Annotated in this window: 18 protein-coding genes; 12 read left to right on the forward strand and 6 right to left on the reverse strand. The window is 45.4% G+C overall.

Translation table 11 applies throughout. From position 1 onward, the window contains the following. The first annotated feature begins 79 nt into the window (after positions 1 to 79). The 3 genes from RH86_RS06175 to RH86_RS06185 all read left to right on the forward strand — a co-directional run bounded on the left by RH86_RS06175 (position 80) and on the right by RH86_RS06185 (position 3,296). The gene (locus tag RH86_RS06175) at positions 80 to 1,069 is read left to right on the forward strand and encodes an ABC transporter substrate-binding protein (protein WP_038219339.1); all 990 of its coding nucleotides are present in this window, start codon (positions 80 to 82) and stop codon (positions 1,067 to 1,069) included. A 96-nt stretch (positions 1,070 to 1,165) separates the two neighbouring features. Continuing rightward, entirely contained in the window at positions 1,166 to 2,065 is a 900-nt protein-coding gene (locus RH86_RS06180) for an ABC transporter permease (protein ID WP_005597786.1), read from the forward strand. Beyond that, positions 2,058 to 3,296, forward strand: coding sequence for a glycine betaine/L-proline ABC transporter ATP-binding protein (locus tag RH86_RS06185; RefSeq protein WP_009385568.1), 1,239 nt, complete (start codon positions 2,058 to 2,060; stop codon positions 3,294 to 3,296). Before RH86_RS06180 ends, RH86_RS06185 begins: the two co-directional genes overlap by 8 nt. An 80-nt stretch (positions 3,297 to 3,376) precedes the next feature. Here RH86_RS06185 and RH86_RS06190 read toward each other — a convergent pair whose 3' ends face one another. Then, positions 3,377 to 4,087: a biotin/lipoate A/B protein ligase family protein gene (locus RH86_RS06190; RefSeq protein WP_009385569.1), complete on the reverse strand. Its 711-nt coding sequence runs from the start codon at positions 4,085 to 4,087 to the stop codon at positions 3,377 to 3,379. A gap of 54 nt (positions 4,088 to 4,141) precedes the next feature. Beyond that, positions 4,142 to 4,753 (reverse strand): hypothetical protein, encoded by a 612-nt coding sequence (locus RH86_RS06195; protein ID WP_009385570.1) that lies wholly within the window; start codon positions 4,751 to 4,753, stop codon positions 4,142 to 4,144. A gap of 129 nt (positions 4,754 to 4,882) precedes the next feature. On the opposite strand from RH86_RS06195, the gene RH86_RS06200 reads away from it, so the two are divergent. From RH86_RS06200 to RH86_RS06240, 9 genes are all read left to right on the forward strand, one after another. After that, a complete protein-coding gene (locus RH86_RS06200) occupies positions 4,883 to 5,404 on the forward strand; it encodes a DUF2867 domain-containing protein (RefSeq protein WP_009385572.1) in 522 nt (173 codons plus the stop codon). 163 nt (positions 5,405 to 5,567) lie between these two features. After that, complete coding sequence (locus tag RH86_RS06205; RefSeq protein ID WP_009385574.1) at positions 5,568 to 7,271, forward strand: leucine-rich repeat domain-containing protein; 1,704 nt, start codon at positions 5,568 to 5,570, stop codon at positions 7,269 to 7,271. Positions 7,272 to 7,460: 189 nt separating this feature from the next. Further along, on the forward strand, positions 7,461 to 8,009 hold the full coding sequence (locus RH86_RS06210) for a flavodoxin family protein (RefSeq protein WP_009385576.1): 549 nt from the start codon (positions 7,461 to 7,463) through the stop codon (positions 8,007 to 8,009). Positions 8,010 to 8,018: 9 nt separating this feature from the next. Further along, on the forward strand, positions 8,019 to 8,855 hold the full coding sequence (locus RH86_RS06215; protein ID WP_009385578.1) for an arylamine N-acetyltransferase family protein: 837 nt from the start codon (positions 8,019 to 8,021) through the stop codon (positions 8,853 to 8,855). 111 nt (positions 8,856 to 8,966) lie between these two features. Next, on the forward strand, positions 8,967 to 9,311 hold the full coding sequence (locus RH86_RS06220) for a MazG nucleotide pyrophosphohydrolase domain-containing protein (RefSeq protein ID WP_009385580.1): 345 nt from the start codon (positions 8,967 to 8,969) through the stop codon (positions 9,309 to 9,311). Continuing rightward, positions 9,308 to 9,952 carry an HAD family hydrolase gene (locus tag RH86_RS06225; protein WP_009385582.1) on the forward strand — a complete coding sequence of 215 codons (645 nt, stop codon included), beginning with the start codon at positions 9,308 to 9,310 and terminating at the stop codon, positions 9,950 to 9,952. The genes RH86_RS06220 and RH86_RS06225 overlap by 4 nt, the downstream gene beginning before the upstream one ends. Beyond that, entirely contained in the window at positions 9,933 to 10,256 is a 324-nt protein-coding gene (locus tag RH86_RS06230; RefSeq protein ID WP_009385583.1) for a cupin domain-containing protein, read from the forward strand. Before RH86_RS06225 ends, RH86_RS06230 begins: the two co-directional genes overlap by 20 nt. Before the next feature lie 120 nt (positions 10,257 to 10,376). After that, a complete protein-coding gene (locus RH86_RS06235; protein ID WP_009385584.1) occupies positions 10,377 to 11,189 on the forward strand; it encodes a hypothetical protein in 813 nt (270 codons plus the stop codon). Between the two features lie 259 nt (positions 11,190 to 11,448). Then, positions 11,449 to 12,585, forward strand: coding sequence for an iron-containing alcohol dehydrogenase (locus tag RH86_RS06240; RefSeq protein WP_009385585.1), 1,137 nt, complete (start codon positions 11,449 to 11,451; stop codon positions 12,583 to 12,585). 65 nt (positions 12,586 to 12,650) lie between these two features. Here the strand turns inward: RH86_RS06240 and RH86_RS06245 are convergent, their stop codons facing one another. From RH86_RS06245 to RH86_RS06260, 4 genes are all read right to left on the reverse strand, one after another. Beyond that, positions 12,651 to 13,277 (reverse strand): LysE family translocator, encoded by a 627-nt coding sequence (locus RH86_RS06245; protein ID WP_009385586.1) that lies wholly within the window; start codon positions 13,275 to 13,277, stop codon positions 12,651 to 12,653. Between the two features lie 205 nt (positions 13,278 to 13,482). Continuing rightward, positions 13,483 to 14,676 (reverse strand): mannose-6-phosphate isomerase, class I, encoded by a 1,194-nt coding sequence (manA, locus tag RH86_RS06250; protein WP_009385587.1) that lies wholly within the window; start codon positions 14,674 to 14,676, stop codon positions 13,483 to 13,485. A gap of 264 nt (positions 14,677 to 14,940) precedes the next feature. Next, positions 14,941 to 15,543, reverse strand: a complete 603-nt coding sequence (locus RH86_RS06255; protein ID WP_009385588.1) for a fructose PTS transporter subunit IIA — start codon at positions 15,541 to 15,543, stop codon at positions 14,941 to 14,943. 12 nt (positions 15,544 to 15,555) lie between these two features. Continuing rightward, entirely contained in the window at positions 15,556 to 17,262 is a 1,707-nt protein-coding gene (locus RH86_RS06260; RefSeq protein WP_009385589.1) for an alpha-amylase family glycosyl hydrolase, read from the reverse strand. Positions 17,263 to 17,279 lie beyond the last annotated feature (17 nt).

Consider the following 17,279-nt stretch of genomic DNA (forward strand, 5'->3'; position numbering starts at 1 on the left):
ATACGCAGTTTAACAATAGTTTGAACTCTAACAAATATTTCGATAACCTTATGGAGTACTCATTAGAATGGAAATCGAAATGAAACTAAAATTAGCCACTCTTATTTTGGCGGGTTTAACCGCTACTCAAGCCTCAGCAGACGAGTGTGGTAACGTCACCATCGCCGAGATGAACTGGAGTTCAGCCAGCTTTCTAGCCAACCTTGATCAATTCATTTTAAATGAAGGCTACGGCTGTAATGCCGAACTGATCCCAGGTGACACGATGCCAACGGGCACCTCAATGATAGAGAAAGGTCAGCCCGATATTGCCCCTGAAATGTGGAGCAACAGTCTCAAAGAAGCCCTTGATCGTGGTGTTGCCGATAAGCGTCTACGCTATGCAGGCAAAGCATTGGTCGAAGGTGGTGAAGAAGGTTTTTGGGTTCCCGCTTACCTTGTGAAGCAATACCCTGAAATTGCCACCATCGAAGGTGTGAAAAAACACGCGAAACTGTTTGAACACCCAGAAGATCCCGATACCAGTGCATTCTATAGCTGTCCAGCCGGTTGGAACTGTCAGATCAGTGCCGGTAACTTATTTAATGCCATGGATCTCGACCAAGCAGGCTTTACTGTCGTTGACCCAGGTTCGAGTGCCGGTCTTTCTGGCTCATTAGCTAAAGCCTATACCCGTGAAGAAGCATGGTTCGGTTACTACTGGGCTCCGACCGCGATTCTCGGTAAGTTTGATATGGTTAAAGTCGATTTCGGTAGCGGCGTGGATACAGACGAATACTTAAACTGTATTTCACGTGATGGCTGTGAAGATCCTAAAACCACGATGTACCCACCATCGCCAGTGCATACCATTGTGACGGAAGCATTCGCCTCTCGTGCTCCTGAAGTGCAAGAGTATTTAAACAAACGTGGATTCACTAACGCGCAAATGAACCAACTATTAGCATGGATGGAAGACAACCAAGCCAGTGGCGAAGATACCATGTTCCATTTCTTAGAAACATCACCTGAGATTTGGCAGCAATGGCTACCAAAAGCGGTTGCAGACAAAGTCGCGGACGCCATCTAACCTCCTCTAGTACCGCAGACTAATCGCACTTCTGTAGTAACACATCTGTAGTTCTGAAGCGGCAGGAGCCGCTTCAGTATTGATAAGGAAATTAACATGTCTGACACTAGCTGGCTCAGCGAGTTTCCCGCAATGGAACGCGCCGATCTTCGAGCCATTCGCAAAACTTTAGATGGTGCCTATCGTGACTTTTCACGCGAATATGGTGATCTCATCGAATCCATTTTTGACCCACTGCTTTCTTTTTTAGTGTGGTTTGAAAAACTGCTTCTCTCTGCCCCATGGTTTCTGGTTCTCGCGGGTTGCTGCGCGTTAGTTTACGCTGCGAGCCGCTCTTGGAAATTGGTCGTGGGCTGTGCTGCATCGCTCATGCTGATTGGTTATTTCGGCATGTGGGACGACACCATGCGCACGCTGAGTATCATCACCGTCTGTACCATGTTGGCAATCGTACTCGGTATCCCGATTGGTATTGCGATGGCCCGTTCAAACCGCGTACAGTCGATCGTGACACCCATGCTGGATGTGATGCAAACCATGCCAGCCTTCGTCTACTTGATCCCTGTCGTCATGTTATTAGGTATTGGTAAGATTCCTGGGTTAATTGCGGTTGTTATTTACGCAATCCCACCTGTGATCCGCCTAACCAATTTAGGCATCCGTTTGGTCGATAAGGAAGTACTGGAAGCCGCCACTGCCTTTGGTGCAAGCAGCAAACAGCGACTGCTTGGTGTTCAATTACCTTTGGCAATGCCCACCATTATGGCCGGTATCAACCAAACCATTATGATGGCGCTCTCAATGGTCGTTATCGCCTCAATGATTGGGGTGAAAGGCCTTGGCCAGCCGGTACTAAAATCGATCACCAACCAATATTTCACCCTTGGTCTTCTTAACGGCTTTGCCATTGTTGCCCTAGCCATCTTGTTTGATCGCGCATCTCAAGCGTACGCCAAACGAACTCAAGCTCACTTAGGGGATTTAAAACATGACTGATGCATTGATTGAAATTAGCGGTTTATACAAGGTATTTGGCCAAAATCCTCGCTCAGTAATGGAGCAGGTAAAACAAGGTGATAGTAAGGAACAAATCCTCAAAAATACCGGTCATACGGTGGGTTTGAAAGACATCAACCTCAGCATTAAACAAGGTGAGATCTTCGTTATCATGGGCTTGTCTGGTTCAGGAAAATCGACCCTTATTCGCCACTTCAACCGCTTAATTGACCCAACTGAAGGACAGATTTTGGTTGAAGGTATTGATGTGATGAAGCTGTCGAAAGACGAATTAGAGCAATTTCGCCGTCATAAAATGTCGATGGTATTCCAACGCTTTGGTCTGTTACCGCACCGCACCGTACTGGATAACGTCGCGTATGGTCTAGAAATCCAAGGCATTGAGAAAGAAGAGCGTGTTCAACGCGCGACTCAATGGCTTGAAACCGTCGGTCTTAAAGGCTATGAAAAGCAATACCCAGCCCAGTTATCTGGTGGTCAGCAGCAGCGTGTTGGTTTAGCACGCGCACTTTCAACTGATGCGGAAATCCTGTTAATGGATGAAGCTTTTTCAGCGCTTGACCCATTGATCCGTAGTGAAATGCAAGATCAGCTAATTGAATTACAAGAGACACTACACAAGACAATTATCTTCATTACCCACGATCTAGATGAAGCACTGCGCATCGGTGATCGCATCGCAATCTTAAAAGATGGAGTGCTGGTTCAGCAAGGTACGCCAGATGATATCTTGCTTAATCCGGCAGATGACTACGTAGAAGCCTTCGTTAAAGACGTCAACCGCGCCCGTGCGCTAACCGTTGAAACAGTGATGCAAAAACCAGCGCTACGCATTACGGCTTCAACGATTGAAGAAGCTCTTAGTCAAATGAAGAAGTCAAAGCAAGATTATGGCTACCACGTTACTGACGATGGCTACCAAGGCCTAATCACCAAAGAAGGATTGATTGATGCAGCCAAAGAGCCAAGTATCGATGAACTGAGTGATGTCACTTATGAACCGGTACCATCGATTTCGCCTGATGCGGTCATTGAAACGGTTCTGACTGAGACCATCTCCAGTGATTATTCTCTACCCGTGGTCGATGAAGAGGGCAATTTAAAAGGTGAGTTGGAACGCAGTGCGGTGGCGGATTTGTTTTCAGAAACAATATCAACGACTGCCAGTGATGAAAACGCTCTAGAGCCATCGGCAGAAAAAGCCAGCTAACTCCGTCCATCCGTGTAAACAGTCTCTAAATAACGAGCGTCAGCCTAAGCTGGCGCTCTCTCTTTACAACCCAATTACCATTATGCCAAAAAAGCACTGGTTAACCGCTGAAAAAGCTGATCGACCGATGGCCGCTCAGTAATATGGTCATACAGTGGCGTATGCACAGACGCTTTGATCTGCGTATCATGCTGGCAAATATGATTACACAAAATCACCGGTTCAACGATCTGATCGACGTCAGCATCAATAATGATACATGCCTGCGAAAGAATCACTTGTCCGCCGCCCTTCTTTAGTAGTACACGCTGCGCGGTACCAACCACTTTTTGCCCTGCAATATTAAGGTTGTACTGCCCGTCGCAATAAGATCCCTGAGTATCATGCACCTCAACCGACACGCCTAACTGGGCAAAGAAATCGGTGAGTACATCACACAGTTTTAAGTACGCTGATTTGATGTCATATGGCGTATCTTGTGGCCATTGGTAAATATGCGACAGATTAATGATACCTGGCAATTGAGGGACGGGTGCGCCACCGGTTTTCCGCGCGGTAAGTTGCCAGCCTGATTCAGCCAGGGCCTCAGTCAATTCCACACTGATTGGCCACTTCTGACTTGCTGGCAAGACTAAGGTTGGGCTTTTCGCCTGCCAAAGTAACAGCACTTGATCGAGGATACCAGCTTGTACCTGTGCAATCAGATCTGCTTCTTTAGCAAACAAGACATCCACTTCGATAGAAGGGTAACGAATCAATTTATTGCGCTGCGCTGATGAAGAATGTGTCATAGACATAAACCTACCGTAACCAATAAAGCTGGCAACTTAGAAGAAGTAAAGAGGCTAACTTACGCGGTACTGCTGCAAAAATGCCTGTAAAATCGGAATGCCCGATTGACCACTTCGCTCGAGTTGCCAACATTGATAAATGGCCGTTTCATGATCAGCAATCAACGCGAATAGTGAGTGATGACTTGCCGCAAGGTACGCCCAATCTCGGTATTTCTCTTCATAGGGTGCAATCCAAGGCAGCAGCGTTTCGGTCAACTTTGGCCAAGCAAGATCAACCCATTTTTGTGCATCATTAACTCCTTTTTGCTGCATTTCGCTGCTGTTAATCACAAATTTAGCCTCGAACTCCGTCAATCCAACTTGCAGTTGTTGCGCGGTTAATGTCTCCACTTCAATCAAGGTTTGCCACAATGTGAGTCGCGATGGATCGGCATAATTTGCGGCAAAGTATTCAAAAAAAGCAATGCCATAAATTTCGCCATCGTAAGCGGCGATGATTTGTTTCAACGCATCGTTCTCTGCGCCTTTTACTTGTGGGATATTTTGAGCGTGCATAGCGGTTTCTATCAAACTGTTAATAATTGAAATAGTAGACCCTTTTACCAAGCCGTGGAAGAGGTTTACTTTTACATCAGAATCAGAAGCAACCTGATTTTGTAGCACGTATTTGACATTCGTTGTCTACTATAGAAAACTGAGTCTTACCACGTATGCCAAGGAATGCATATCTTTCAGCCTGTCATTGCTCCGACAATACACAAACAGAACATGAATAACTCATAAGGAAATCCTATGCCCAAGCAACCAACCGTCACTCAAATTGAGTTCCCAACCTTTTCTACCGTTGCGGGCAAGGAAACCGGGCATTACTATCGCGATACCTTTGCTTTTGATACTTGCCAATCATCCGATCTCAATGCGACCAAGGTGTATCACGCCATCTTTGGCTATTTACCAAAAACGGTGGTATATGCGATGAAAGTACGTAATTCGATCGTGAAATGGCTGGGATTTTCTACCGCAGGGACAGAAATTGCATTGCCGATTGAAGAAATCAAACAAGGCAACAAAGCTGGTTTTCTGACCATCGAAACTGTCACGCCAAACGAAGTGGTAACCTTTGCGAGCGAAAAGAATATGGATATTTGGCTTTCGGTGCTTGAAGTCACGCCGGGGCAATACGCCATCTCTTCTCTGGTAAATCTGAAGACCCGTATGGGCCGTGCCTATATGGTCATCATCAAACCATTTCACAAAATCATAGCTCGCTACTGTATTGTGCAAGCACTCAAAACGCAGCGTATCCCTAACTAACCGATTCTTAACTAAGCGATTAACGAATATTACTTTTGCTGATTTTTATGTGCTCGCGATAACTAAATTTGATCACTAACAGAGTGAAATGTATGCAAACAACATAGTATGCTGACGAGATATGGATCGCACACATCATAAGTAGTAAGTGAGCAAAATCGTTATGTTGAAATATAAACTAGGTAAAATCGCCATTGGATTCTCGATGTTAGCAGGCCTCGCCGGCTGTACTCCTCCTGAGAAAGTCTCTGATATTCGTTTTTCTGATGACAATTTTGAAAAATGTGTCTTAGATTTAGGCATCGAAGAATTAGATCAAGTTACTCGCCTTGAATGCTCGAGCATGGATATTGAAAGTGCTGATGAAATAGAGTATTTCCCGCAATTAAACTACCTAGATCTTAACAGCAACTTACTTTCCCAACTGGATGTCAGCACCAACCAAAAATTGCAGCACCTTGAGGTATGGGCGCAGCTATCAAAAAAGGGGCTTGAATCTCTTACTTTCGGTACGCTGCCTGACCTTACCTATTTAACGCTCGACGGTGATAATCTAACAAAAACCGATATCACGCCTGCGACGTTTGAAAAGCAGTTACCTAGCCTTGAAGACTTGTCCTTTATCGGTACGCCGATTAAAGGCGATTTTACTCTGTCACTACAACACCAGAAGTTACGTGATTTGGGCATAATCGATACTGAAAAAGATCACAGTTTACCCGCAAAGCTAAAACTCGATCTTGATTTGCCTGCATTGACTAGACTCTTTATTCAAACTCCCGGTTTAGAGTCTCTGTCACTCAACAACAGCCATCAATTAGAAAACGTAGAGGTCGTAAAAACCGGGCTAAAATCACTGACGTTGGCTGACATGCCAAATCTTACTGAAGTCAGGTTATCCGACAACAAACTCTCGGAACTAACAGTCACTAATCTGCCGGCATTGCACTACTTAGATGCTAACAATAACCAAATCACCTCGTTTGACGGGCGAACGTTACCAGCGTTGACTAATCTGTATCTAGAAGAAAACCAACTTAAAACCATACAGTACGCACAACCCAATTTTATTTCGGTGTTAGGTTTGGATAATAACCAACTGACATCGTTTGATTTTCAGCTCATTCCCAGCATTACCTCTTATTCTTTAGGCAATAATCCATTGGCTAAAGTTGAAGATCAGTTTGCTAAAAACACCCATCTCTATTATTGCGTTTCCGCAGGAGAACAACTCCCCTACATTGCAGAGATCACGGAAATATATTGCAATACGAATGGTAACGTCGCCGAAAGTGGTGACTTTACCCAATACAATAGCCTCGAATTACTGGAACTCACTGCTGAATTTGATGATGGCCTATTGGATCTATCGACCTTAGAAGATCTTAAACATCTCAGTGCCAATATCTACAATCTGGACACTCTGAAATGGCCAAGTAATTCCGCACTCGAAACCGTCTATCTTACTTCCAGCAAGGTCAAATCGCTCACTATACCGACCTTACCCAAACTCAATGATCTTAAGCTTAAGAGTTTAAACGAGTTAGAAACGCTCACCATCGCACCACAACCTAGCCTTACAGAGCTAGAACTCAACGATGTAAGTGCACCTGAACTCAAGATGCAACAGTCACCAAAACTGACTCAGATTAAGGTTGTCCATTCCGATCTACGCCACTTAACACTCGAAGATATGCCTGCGTTGGAAAAAATTCAGATATTCCAAGCGCCACTTGAAACTCTAATTATTCGCAAGGTGCCAAACTTAAAGGAGATCTGTTTGTACTACGTACCCACAACCACCAAGATCACCAGCGTACTAAGCAACGAGAAGCTACAGTCGCTCATCAAATATGATTGTCGATAATTAAAGACGCGACTCTATCACCACCACAGAATGAAGGTATTAGCTGCAAGAGCAATACCTTCATTTGCTTTGTGGCTCATGAGTATTCTTGGCGCGACAACTACCACCGCAAAAAGTGCTTTACCTAAAGTTAGGTTGAGGTTTTACAGTGACGACATTGTGATTTCAAACCTAAAAAAGGACATCTTTATGAGCAGTGTGGTTCTCTTCTCCAGCGCTAACAAACAAGGCAATACCGCACAAGTGGTACAAGCATTAGCACAACAGGTTAGCTTAAAGGTCATCAACCTCGATGAACTGAGCATCACCCCCTACGACTATGCTAATCAATACCCACAAGATGATTTTTACCCCCTCGTGGAAACACTACTAAGCGCCGACAATATCATTTTTGCCTCACCAATCTATTGGCACTGCCCAACCGCGCAAATGAAAGCTTTCATGGATCGTATGACCGAGCTATTAGATGTGAGTCATCTAAAACCCAAAGCGCGTGCGCTGGCGAATAAACGTGGATTCATTATTAGTAGCTCCGCTCAGGCCGAAGTTTGTCCCATCTTTGAAAGCATTTTTGCAAAAATGTACCGCTATTATGATATGAGTTACCAAGGTAACTTACATGGTGATTTTTCATCAGGCCAAGCCAATATCGATAGCAATGCCTTATTGGAATTTGCTCAGCAACTCGATGCCGCCAAGCGACCATGCAACAACGCTACATCAATCACTTCTATTTAAAGGTCACCAATGACTACACAACACTTTATTGATCGTTATGTTATCGATAGTGGTATCACCACCGCACTCAACGCAGACTCATCAGAATTAACGTTGATCAACCAATTAGTCGCGCATCATCTTGAGCATCTGCCCTTTTGCAGTGCCAACGTATTACTCAAAAAAGAGTTAAGTTTGGAGCCTGACAATGTCTTTCAGCGTTTAGTCGAACAGCAGCAAGGCGGATACTGTTATGAACATAATAAGCTCTTTCAAATTCTTCTGGCCGAGCTTGGTTTCAACGTGCGCCCTTTGTTAGCGCGCGTATTATTAAATGGCAATGAACAAAACGGCCGAACCCATCGCATAACATTGGTGGAAATCGGTGGCATTCAATATCTGGTTGATGTCGGCTTTGGTGTACAAACGCCGCGCATGGCCATTCCACTAGAACCCCATAGCTTTAGCCATTTAACCCAACAATTTCGACTCCAACAGCAAGGCCTTCAGCACTTTCGGCTTGAGATTTGGCAAACAGATCGTTGGCAAGCGCTGTATCGCTTCGACCTGAGTGAAGTCACCGAAATGGATTGTGACATTAGCCACTTCTACGCATCACAGAGTCCAAACAGCGGTTTTTATCATAATTTGGTGGTCTCCAAGCTCACCCATACCCAGCGTCACTTAATCAAAAATTTAGACATTCATCGCTACAATGATGAACTGGGCGAGCAATATGTTGAAAGCATCACCAGCGCGTCCCACTTGCATCAGCTATTGAGCGAGACTTTCCAGCTTGGCTTTAGTGAACAGGAGGCTCAGCAATTGTTTAATCACCAATTGAATTACCTCGCATCAAAAGCTTAACAGCGGTGCTAACCGACGTTGGGAGTTGCTCACGTCGGTAGCATTGTTCACTTTAAATCGATACGCTATAGGCTCTGACCACCGTCAATCGTTGATTTTTAAGGAAGCCCAATGCCCGATCTAAAACCAATTCCAACTTTGGCCGATTTTCAGCACTATGTTGCTGAGTTAGAAGTGGAACGCAATTTCGCTGACCAACCGGTTTTAGAAAAGTGTTTATTGCTAGGTGAAGAAATTGGGGAATTGTTTCAAGCGATACGCAAAACAGAAGGCATCGCCATCGACCCTAATGCAAAAGTGGGCGAAATTGGCGACGAGCTGTCAGACATCTTCATCTATCTGTGCTCCATCGCTAATCGTTACGATATCGATCTTGAACAAGCCTTTTTAGCCAAAGAAGTCAAAAACAAGCAACGCACTTGGCAACCCGCCCAAAATGGCAAAACAGCGCCATGAATCTCGCGTTGTTTGATTTTGATGGCACCATCACCCACCAAGATGTCTATACCGAATTTCTATTCTACGCCACGTCTAAGCGGCGGATTATTTGGGGTGGTTTGCTCACCTCCCCCGTCATCGCTTTGTACAAACTTGGCTTACTACCGGCGCGATACACCCGTCCAGTATTATCAAAAATGGCCTTTGGCGGCCGTAAAACAACCGAAGTCGACGCCCTTGCCGCGCGATTTGTTCGCGACTATTTGCCCAGCGTCATTCGCCCACAAGCATTAGAGAAGATCTGCTGGCATCAACAACAAGGTGATGATGTCTATGTCGTTTCCGCCTCTCTGAGCCCGTACCTTACCATCTGGTGCCAACAGCATGGATTGAAGCTGTTATGCAGCACCCTAGAAGAAAAACAAGGCCAATATACGGGCCGATATCTGTATGGCGATTGCAGTTTAAACAATAAAGTCACGGCAATTAAACAGGCGTTAGATTTAACCACCTACAGCCGAATTTATGCCTATGGCGATACTTATGAAGATCTCCCGATGTTAAATCTTGCCGATGAAAAATACTTTCAATGGCGCAAAATAGAATCCACTAATGGCCTTTCTCATGCAAGGAAAACCCATGAACAATCTATTAAGTGATATTCCTACCTCATTATCTGCGGAGGTCTTTGAAGAGCTCATCAATACTGCAGGCGTGCGGATTGAACGTATTATTTCTCATGGGCACACCTCGCCGGAACAAGGCTGGTATGATCAAGCAGAACATGAATGGGTCTTGGTATTATCAGGCTATGGAGTGATTGAATATGATGATGGCCAAGTGTTTCATTTGCAGCATGGCGACTATCTCAATATTCCTGCGCAGCAAAAACATCGCGTAATTGAGACCGCTGCCGATGAACCCACCGTGTGGCTCGCGATGTTTTATCCCGTTGTTCTCTAAGATTATTTGATGTTGCGATGGATCTCTCGATTCACTTTGATTTTTAACAGCGCTTCCCTCGATATGAGACAGCCAATTGCATAACATAAGATGCTCTCATGGATTGATGGAGCATTAAGTATGAATAAGAAAACCTTATTGGTTGTTGCAGCACTGGGGTGCGTTACGGTTATCTCAATTGCCACCAAACCAAACTCTGAAGGCTTGGTACTCCCATCATGCGCCACACAATCGATCGTCGATACAGAAGTGCATTTTATCGTTGATAATGATGTGCTTGAGCAATCAAATAGGCAAGAAGTCAGCGACTTTTTTACTCGCTCTATCAAACAATCCAACCTCATTCTAACCAATTCCTGCATTCCGATGACGCGATCTCTCGGTACCATCACTTATGTCGAGATCGACAAAGACAATATTCATGACATGTACACTATCCATCGCGAACTCGAAAACCGCCTCAATACCGACAATTTGCATCAATTGTTTCCAATGCCTAACCAATACTACGGGCTCGTCTTAGAGAAGAAGTATAAGGACATTACGGGTTTCTCAGGGATGACTGAGACGAACCTCAGCCAGCAGTTTTTTGCTCTGACAATGCATAGTTCACTATTTACCTTAGAGCACGAACTTGGCCATCTCGCTTGGGCTGAACACTTGGAAGGTCACCCCATTCCCAATTTAGGTAAGTGGCTCCAATCGACGACATCCCCCGACCTACAACATCACTTAAAACCTTATGCTCGTGCTTACAAATGTGGAACCGCTGGCACCGTAATGAGCTACGAGAATGAAATCTTGCCCATCTATTCCAATCCGGAAACCACTTACCGAGCCAAGGTTTGCGGGAATGCAGAAAATGGCGACAACGCGCGTGTACTGAGAGAGTTTGCCCATACATTAGCAGAAAAACTAGACTCAAGTCTCTGAATTAAAAATAAAACAATCAATATCTTATAACAATAATTAGCATTTATAACAGTTCAGTAAATAGGTCTTTTGCGCCGAAATAAACTCAGCGCGTTGCACTTCGTTTCATCATTTTTGTCAGTACACTCCTAAAACCGTACGTAAAACGCTAAGGCAAATTCGAGCCTAATCGCTCCATGATGCTGATCAAATTTAACGCAACACTTAACGGTAATATTTCCGCAGTTTGTTTTATTATTTTGACTCTAGGAAGCATCACATGAACATGTTTAAGATCCCTGAAAGCATCTACTTTGGAGAAAACGCAATGGAAGCGTTGAAAACTCTGCAAGGTAAGAAAGCTGTGATCGTAACCGGCGGCAGCTCAATGAAGAAGTTTGGTTTCATTGCCCAAACTCAGCAATTACTGGGCGAAGCGGGAATTGACTCTTTGGTATTTGACGGGGTAGAACCGAACCCATCCGTGCAAACTGTGGTCAAAGGCGCACAAGCTATGCGTGACTTTGAACCGGATTGGATTATTGCGATTGGCGGCGGTTCAGCGCTTGATGCCGCGAAAATCATGTGGTGTTTCTATGAACATCCACAGCTTGATTTTGCCGATATTATTCCGGTCGGTTCAATGCCCGCGCTACGCACTAAAGCCAAATTTGTCGCGATTCCATCCACCAGCGGCACAGCCTCTGAAATCACTGCATTCTCGGTGATCACCGACTTAGAAAACCACATCAAATACCCCATTGTTTCTGCGCATATCGTGCCTGATGTGGCAATTATCGATCCGGCTCTACCTGCAAAAATGCCACCACATATTACGGCGAATACCGGTATGGATGTCATGGCCCACGCACTCGAAGCCTTTGCTTCAATCGCCGCCAACGACTACTCCGATCCACTGGCAATGCGTGCGGTTAAGTTGGTATTTGAGAACATCGAAGCGGCTTACAAACACGGCGATGACATGGCCGCGCGTGACAACATGCACAATGCTTCCACACTTGCGGGCATGGCATTTTCTAACGTCTCTCTAGGCCTAGTTCACTCGCTTGCACACAAAATTGGTGGTGAATTTGGCGTAACCCATGGTCTTGCTAACGCGATTTTGATGCCGTACATCATCGAGTACAACAAGCAATCAACCGATAAATACGCAGAAATTGAGCACTACTTAGGCTTAGAAAGCATCGAAAACGAACTCCGTGCGCTGAATGCCAAACTGGACATCCCACTTACCTTCAAAGAAATCACTGAAGTTGAGATCAGCGAAGAAGCCTTCCTTGCCGTGCTTGATCGTATGAGCCAAAACGCGTTTGACGACCCTTGTACCCTGACCAACCCAGGTACACCAACAGCTGCAGATGTAAAAGAGATCTACCGTCGCGCTTACTTTGGTTAAGCAAAAGCGAGAATAAAGTGCTAATCAAGCCTCTGCCAAGCAGAGGCTTTTTTAATCCAACAGAATTATCTCTGCCTTAGCAAGGCAATGGCTAGCCCTGACCCAATGAAAGTCATTCCGCCACCAATATTGAGGGCAGAGACAACTTTTGGCTTCCCCTTTAACCATGAAGCCAACTGAGAGGAGAAGACACCCATTAAGCTAAAGCCGATTGCGGTCAGAAAAGCAAACCACACACCATAACCCATCATTTGCAAGCTTACCGAACCTAGGGCTGGATTGACGAACTGCGGTATAAATGCCAACACAAATAAACCCGGCTTTGGATTGAGCGCGGCAGAAAGAAAGCCAGTGGAAAAAATAGTAACCAGAGACTGTTTGTTAGCTGGTTCAAGGTTGAATAAACTGCGCGACCGTAGCACTTTTATACCTAACCAAATGAGATAGGCTGCCCCGACTAATTTGACCACATAAAAGGCAATTTCAGAAGTTTGGATCAACAAGGTTAAACCGAAGGTCGCAGCCAGCACGTGAAATAAAATTCCTGATCCTGACGCACATCCAGAAACCCAAGCCGCCAACTTCCCTTGGCTTAAACCACGGGCCATAGCAAGTAAATTATCAGGGCCAGGGGCAATCACCAGAAGTAAACATGCAAAGGTATAGGGAATAAAAATATCGAGTGGGAACATGACTTTTCCTTAAGCACATGAGCGGGAGATACTTATTACTATTCCATTTTTGTGTACATAATTCGAACAATATTCATCCAAAGATAGATTGATAACAGCACATGCTGTGTCACGTTTAGACACACAGTTCTTGATTTATCTTGCTTAGATAAAAAAACAGCTCGCCGATTGGCGAGCTGTTATGAGCATTTTAAAATGAAGCAATTTAGTTAAATGCGCGAGCCAAGGTTCCGACACCTTGATAGTGGTACACCTTCGCGCTGCTACAAACAAACACCGATTCACCTGCTTTTAGCGTCACAGATTCGTGGTTATCACGTACCGTCACTTCCCCTTCGACACAGAATAGAATCTCAGCGCCGCGCACATATTGGGCTTTCTCTTCGATGTCTGCTTTCAACACTTCAAAAGCAAAGTCATCGACAGGAATTGGGTAACCGATTTTGTTTTCCATTTGGTACGGGGTCAGTTTGATCTGCGTAGGATCGACCGACACAAACTGGGTATTATCAATCAGCTCCGCTACATCCATATGCTTAGGTGTTAAACCTGCGCGCAGTACGTTGTCAGAGTTGGCCATAATTTCAAGCCCCGTCCCTTTCACATACGCGTGCGGGGTTTCAGCATGAAGGAACATCGCCTCACCCGGCTCCAGCTCAACGACATTAAGCATTAATGGCGAGAACAAACCAATATCATCAGCGTACTCGTGGCTAAACTCAGCAATTAAGGCAAACGCTTCACGCGCTTTGCTGGTTTTCGCTTTACTCTCAATGGCTTGATGTAGCTCGCTCAGCGCTTGTTTTTTTTGCTCGCCAGATAAGTTCATCACCACAGAGAAAAACGCTCGCAGACCTGCCGCACTTGGCCTGTCTTGTAGCGCATCAATCTCACTACGCAGCGTTTCTATATTGGCTTGATTAAACAGCGCCACAATATCATTGATTGGTCGAAAGCCATTCATCGCTTTGTAGAAGGTTAATGCATAAACCAGTTCCGGTTTATGGTTGGCATCTTTGTAGTTACGATTGCCAGCCGCCAGTTCAATACCTTGCGAGTTTTCTTTTTGATAGCCTTGGATCGCTTTGCTGCGGCTTGGATGGACCTGAACTGACAATGGCTTATCTGCCGATAACACCTTAAACAAATATGGTAGATCGCCAAAACGTTCAACCGTGTAATCGCCTAATACCGAAACTGGATCTTGCGCGATGAGATCAGACAGTAACATGCCGTTACTGGCAATTTTTGAGCAACCATTTGGGTGCGCACCCATCCAAATTTCCGCTTGAGGTTGATGATCTGGATTGCCAATACCAAACAACTCGGTGATCGCCGTTTGGCTACCCCAGATGTAGTTTTGAATAACATTATCAAGTTTGTATAAAGCATGACTCATGAAGAGGCTCTCTTTAGATTCGTTTGAGATGATTTCAGCACTCGAGATAACGCTTTAGGAAGAGAGTTATGCCAATGATATGTGGCGAGGATGCGTAATATTACTTTCCATCCACGCCGCTTATATCAACACAACCAGAATAGCGGTCGCTGAAATACCACACTGATTGACGAGAAATAATCTGCGTTAAATTCGCTCTATTTTCGCGCAATATTTCAACTAATGCTGAGATCACCTCAGCATTAATTGATTATCTACTAATAATTAGAGTAATAAGAACAAAATAGCAGAAGCGAGTAAGCCAGCCCCTAGCACCATAGGGTAAGCTTGTGCACTGATATCTCGTGCCATCTCAGGCTGCGCGGTTTCCTCAATCTCCTCTTGGACGCTATCGGCTTGCTCGGCTTCTTCTTCACCTTCCCCAAACAGCGCCATCACTTCATCAGCCGTGTTGGCTTTGAGCAGCGCTTCGCGAAAATCATCTTCCACTAGCGATGAAGTCAGCGTGGTCAGTACCGCCATATGCGTTGAACCTGCTTCTGCTGGCGGAATCGCCAATAAGAAGATCATATTCACTGGCTCATCGCCATCTAAGCCTTGCCACTGCAGCTCTTCTTTAACCAATGCGCAAGCAAACACCGGCTCTTTCACCGCAATAGACTTGCCATGTGGTACCGCAAGGTATTCACCTAGTGCCGTTGGGCCTTCTTCTTCACGCAGTAACACGGCGTCTAAAAACTGCTGACGGTTGATCAGTTTACCCGCTTGATCAATTCGGTCGGTTAGTGCGTCAATCGCAGCAAAACGGTCTGTAAATACCGCATCAAGCATGATCAAATCTGGAGAGGTAAGTTGTGCTAATTTCATCATCGGCTCCTGTTAGTTCGCTAGCCAAACAAATTGATATGGGTTTAGAGTAAATTGCGCGGCAAACACGTGACCAGAGATAAGATCACGGCCACCAGCCAAGAGTGATACTTCTTGCGCTGTCGCCGACAGGTTGACCACAAATCGAATGCTCTCTTCACCCTCGCCACGTTGCAAAGCAAATAGCTGCGGGGATAACTCAAGTACCTGTTGCATTGACGTTGGAGCAAAGGCGGTTTGCTGCTTACGCAGGGCCAATAAACGCACCATCTCAGTGTAAATGCGGTTACGCAGCGAGCCAGATTCTGCCAATTCAGCTTCTAGTTTCTCCAGTTCAAACTTCTCACGGTTGATGCGGCGATTAATACCTGACTCCACCATACCTTGCACATCGTTCTCACTGCCGAGCAAGCTATGGTAATAAACCGCTGGAACACCCACAAACGACAACAAAATCGCTTGCGCCGCTAAGAACTTATCGGCCTTGGTCGCAACATCGTCTTCCGGCTCAGTAATCGCACTCAAATAGTTGATGTTCAACTCGTATGGCGATTGCGTACCGTCACCATTGTTCTTGTAGTTAACACGGCCACCTTTGCGCTCTACCTGCTCGCACATCATTTGACGGTCATCATTAGATAAGATGCCTTCTGTTGGACGCACACCAATACCATCATGGCTAGCCAGGAAGTTAAAGTAGGTCGTTTTACGGCCTTCTTGCAACAATGCCATCGCTTCTGCGGTTAAACCTTTAGCCCACTCGGTCAACACTTGGCTGTCTTGGCATAGGAAGGCATGCAACGTTAATGGCGGTAGCGGGAACTGGTACACCATGTGCGCTTCATCGCCATCACCAAAGTAAGAGATGTTCTCTTTGTGCGGCACGTTGGTTTCCGTTATTAGCAAGCTACCCGGCATCACTTCATCTAGCACAATACGCCATAGTTTGATGATCTCGTGCGCCTCTGGCAGGTGAATACAGCTGGTATTCAACACTTTCCAAATAAAACCAATCGCATCCAAGCGTACCGAACGGCCACCGTTCGCCGCGTACATCAGCAAAATATCGATACTTTCCAGCAACACCTTTGGTGAACGGAAGTTGATGTCAATTTGGTCATCTGAGAAGGTCGTCCACACATGCGCCGTTTCGCCGCTGGCTTTGGTAAATGGCGTCAGCAAAGGCAAAGCGCGTGGACGTGTCACACTTGAGTAATCAAGCGCGGGATCAGAGACAACAAAGTAATCTTGATACGCTTCATCACCCGCCAAGAAACGCTGGAACCACTCGCTACTTTTTGAGATATGGTTGATCACGCAGTCGTACATTAAATCAAAATTATCCGCCAGCGCATTGAGCTCTGTCCAATCGCCCAAATTCTCATCCACCTTGCGGTAATCGACCACACTAAAGCCATCATCTGAGGTGTAGGGGAACATTGGCAGAATATGAATATTGCTGATCGCATCTTTAAGATACTTATCGGCGAAGCACTTCATGGTTTGCAGCGTCGGCTCGCCTTGACGACGAAAACTGTCGCCATAAGTAATCAGATATGACGTGGTTTGATCCACCCACTGCGGGTACTGTGGCGCGCTGCCACGCCACTTTTCAATCAGCGCTAGAATATCTTCAGTAATCGATTCTGCTTGTGCTTTATCGCCATTTTCATCGCAGTAAAGAGCAGCCACTTTGGTATAGATTTGTTCTCTTATCATTTCTTATTATTCCTAAC

This window comes from Vibrio sp. N418, from assembly GCF_000222565.1.
Taxonomy (GTDB): domain Bacteria; phylum Pseudomonadota; class Gammaproteobacteria; order Enterobacterales; family Vibrionaceae; genus Vibrio; species Vibrio scophthalmi.

Excerpts from the sequence above, each read along its gene's own strand:
- RH86_RS06175 (WP_038219339.1), top strand. The coding sequence starts at position 80 with ATGAAACTAAAATTAGCCACTCTTATTTTGGCGGGTTTAACCGCTACT.
- RH86_RS06180 (WP_005597786.1), top strand. The coding sequence starts at position 1,166 with ATGTCTGACACTAGCTGGCTCAGCGAGTTTCCCGCAATGGAACGCGCC.
- RH86_RS06185 (WP_009385568.1), top strand. The coding sequence starts at position 2,058 with ATGACTGATGCATTGATTGAAATTAGCGGTTTATACAAGGTATTTGGC.
- RH86_RS06190 (WP_009385569.1), bottom strand. The coding sequence starts at position 4,087 with ATGACACATTCTTCATCAGCGCAGCGCAATAAATTGATTCGTTACCCT.
- RH86_RS06200 (WP_009385572.1), top strand. The coding sequence starts at position 4,883 with ATGCCCAAGCAACCAACCGTCACTCAAATTGAGTTCCCAACCTTTTCT.
- RH86_RS06205 (WP_009385574.1), top strand. The coding sequence starts at position 5,568 with ATGTTGAAATATAAACTAGGTAAAATCGCCATTGGATTCTCGATGTTA.
- RH86_RS06210 (WP_009385576.1), top strand. The coding sequence starts at position 7,461 with ATGAGCAGTGTGGTTCTCTTCTCCAGCGCTAACAAACAAGGCAATACC.
- RH86_RS06215 (WP_009385578.1), top strand. The coding sequence starts at position 8,019 with ATGACTACACAACACTTTATTGATCGTTATGTTATCGATAGTGGTATC.
- RH86_RS06220 (WP_009385580.1), top strand. The coding sequence starts at position 8,967 with ATGCCCGATCTAAAACCAATTCCAACTTTGGCCGATTTTCAGCACTAT.
- RH86_RS06225 (WP_009385582.1), top strand. The coding sequence starts at position 9,308 with ATGAATCTCGCGTTGTTTGATTTTGATGGCACCATCACCCACCAAGAT.
- RH86_RS06230 (WP_009385583.1), top strand. The coding sequence starts at position 9,933 with ATGAACAATCTATTAAGTGATATTCCTACCTCATTATCTGCGGAGGTC.
- RH86_RS06235 (WP_009385584.1), top strand. The coding sequence starts at position 10,377 with ATGAATAAGAAAACCTTATTGGTTGTTGCAGCACTGGGGTGCGTTACG.
- RH86_RS06240 (WP_009385585.1), top strand. The coding sequence starts at position 11,449 with ATGAACATGTTTAAGATCCCTGAAAGCATCTACTTTGGAGAAAACGCA.
- RH86_RS06245 (WP_009385586.1), bottom strand. The coding sequence starts at position 13,277 with ATGTTCCCACTCGATATTTTTATTCCCTATACCTTTGCATGTTTACTT.
- manA (WP_009385587.1), bottom strand. The coding sequence starts at position 14,676 with ATGAGTCATGCTTTATACAAACTTGATAATGTTATTCAAAACTACATC.
- RH86_RS06255 (WP_009385588.1), bottom strand. The coding sequence starts at position 15,543 with ATGAAATTAGCACAACTTACCTCTCCAGATTTGATCATGCTTGATGCG.
- RH86_RS06260 (WP_009385589.1), bottom strand. The coding sequence starts at position 17,262 with ATGATAAGAGAACAAATCTATACCAAAGTGGCTGCTCTTTACTGCGAT.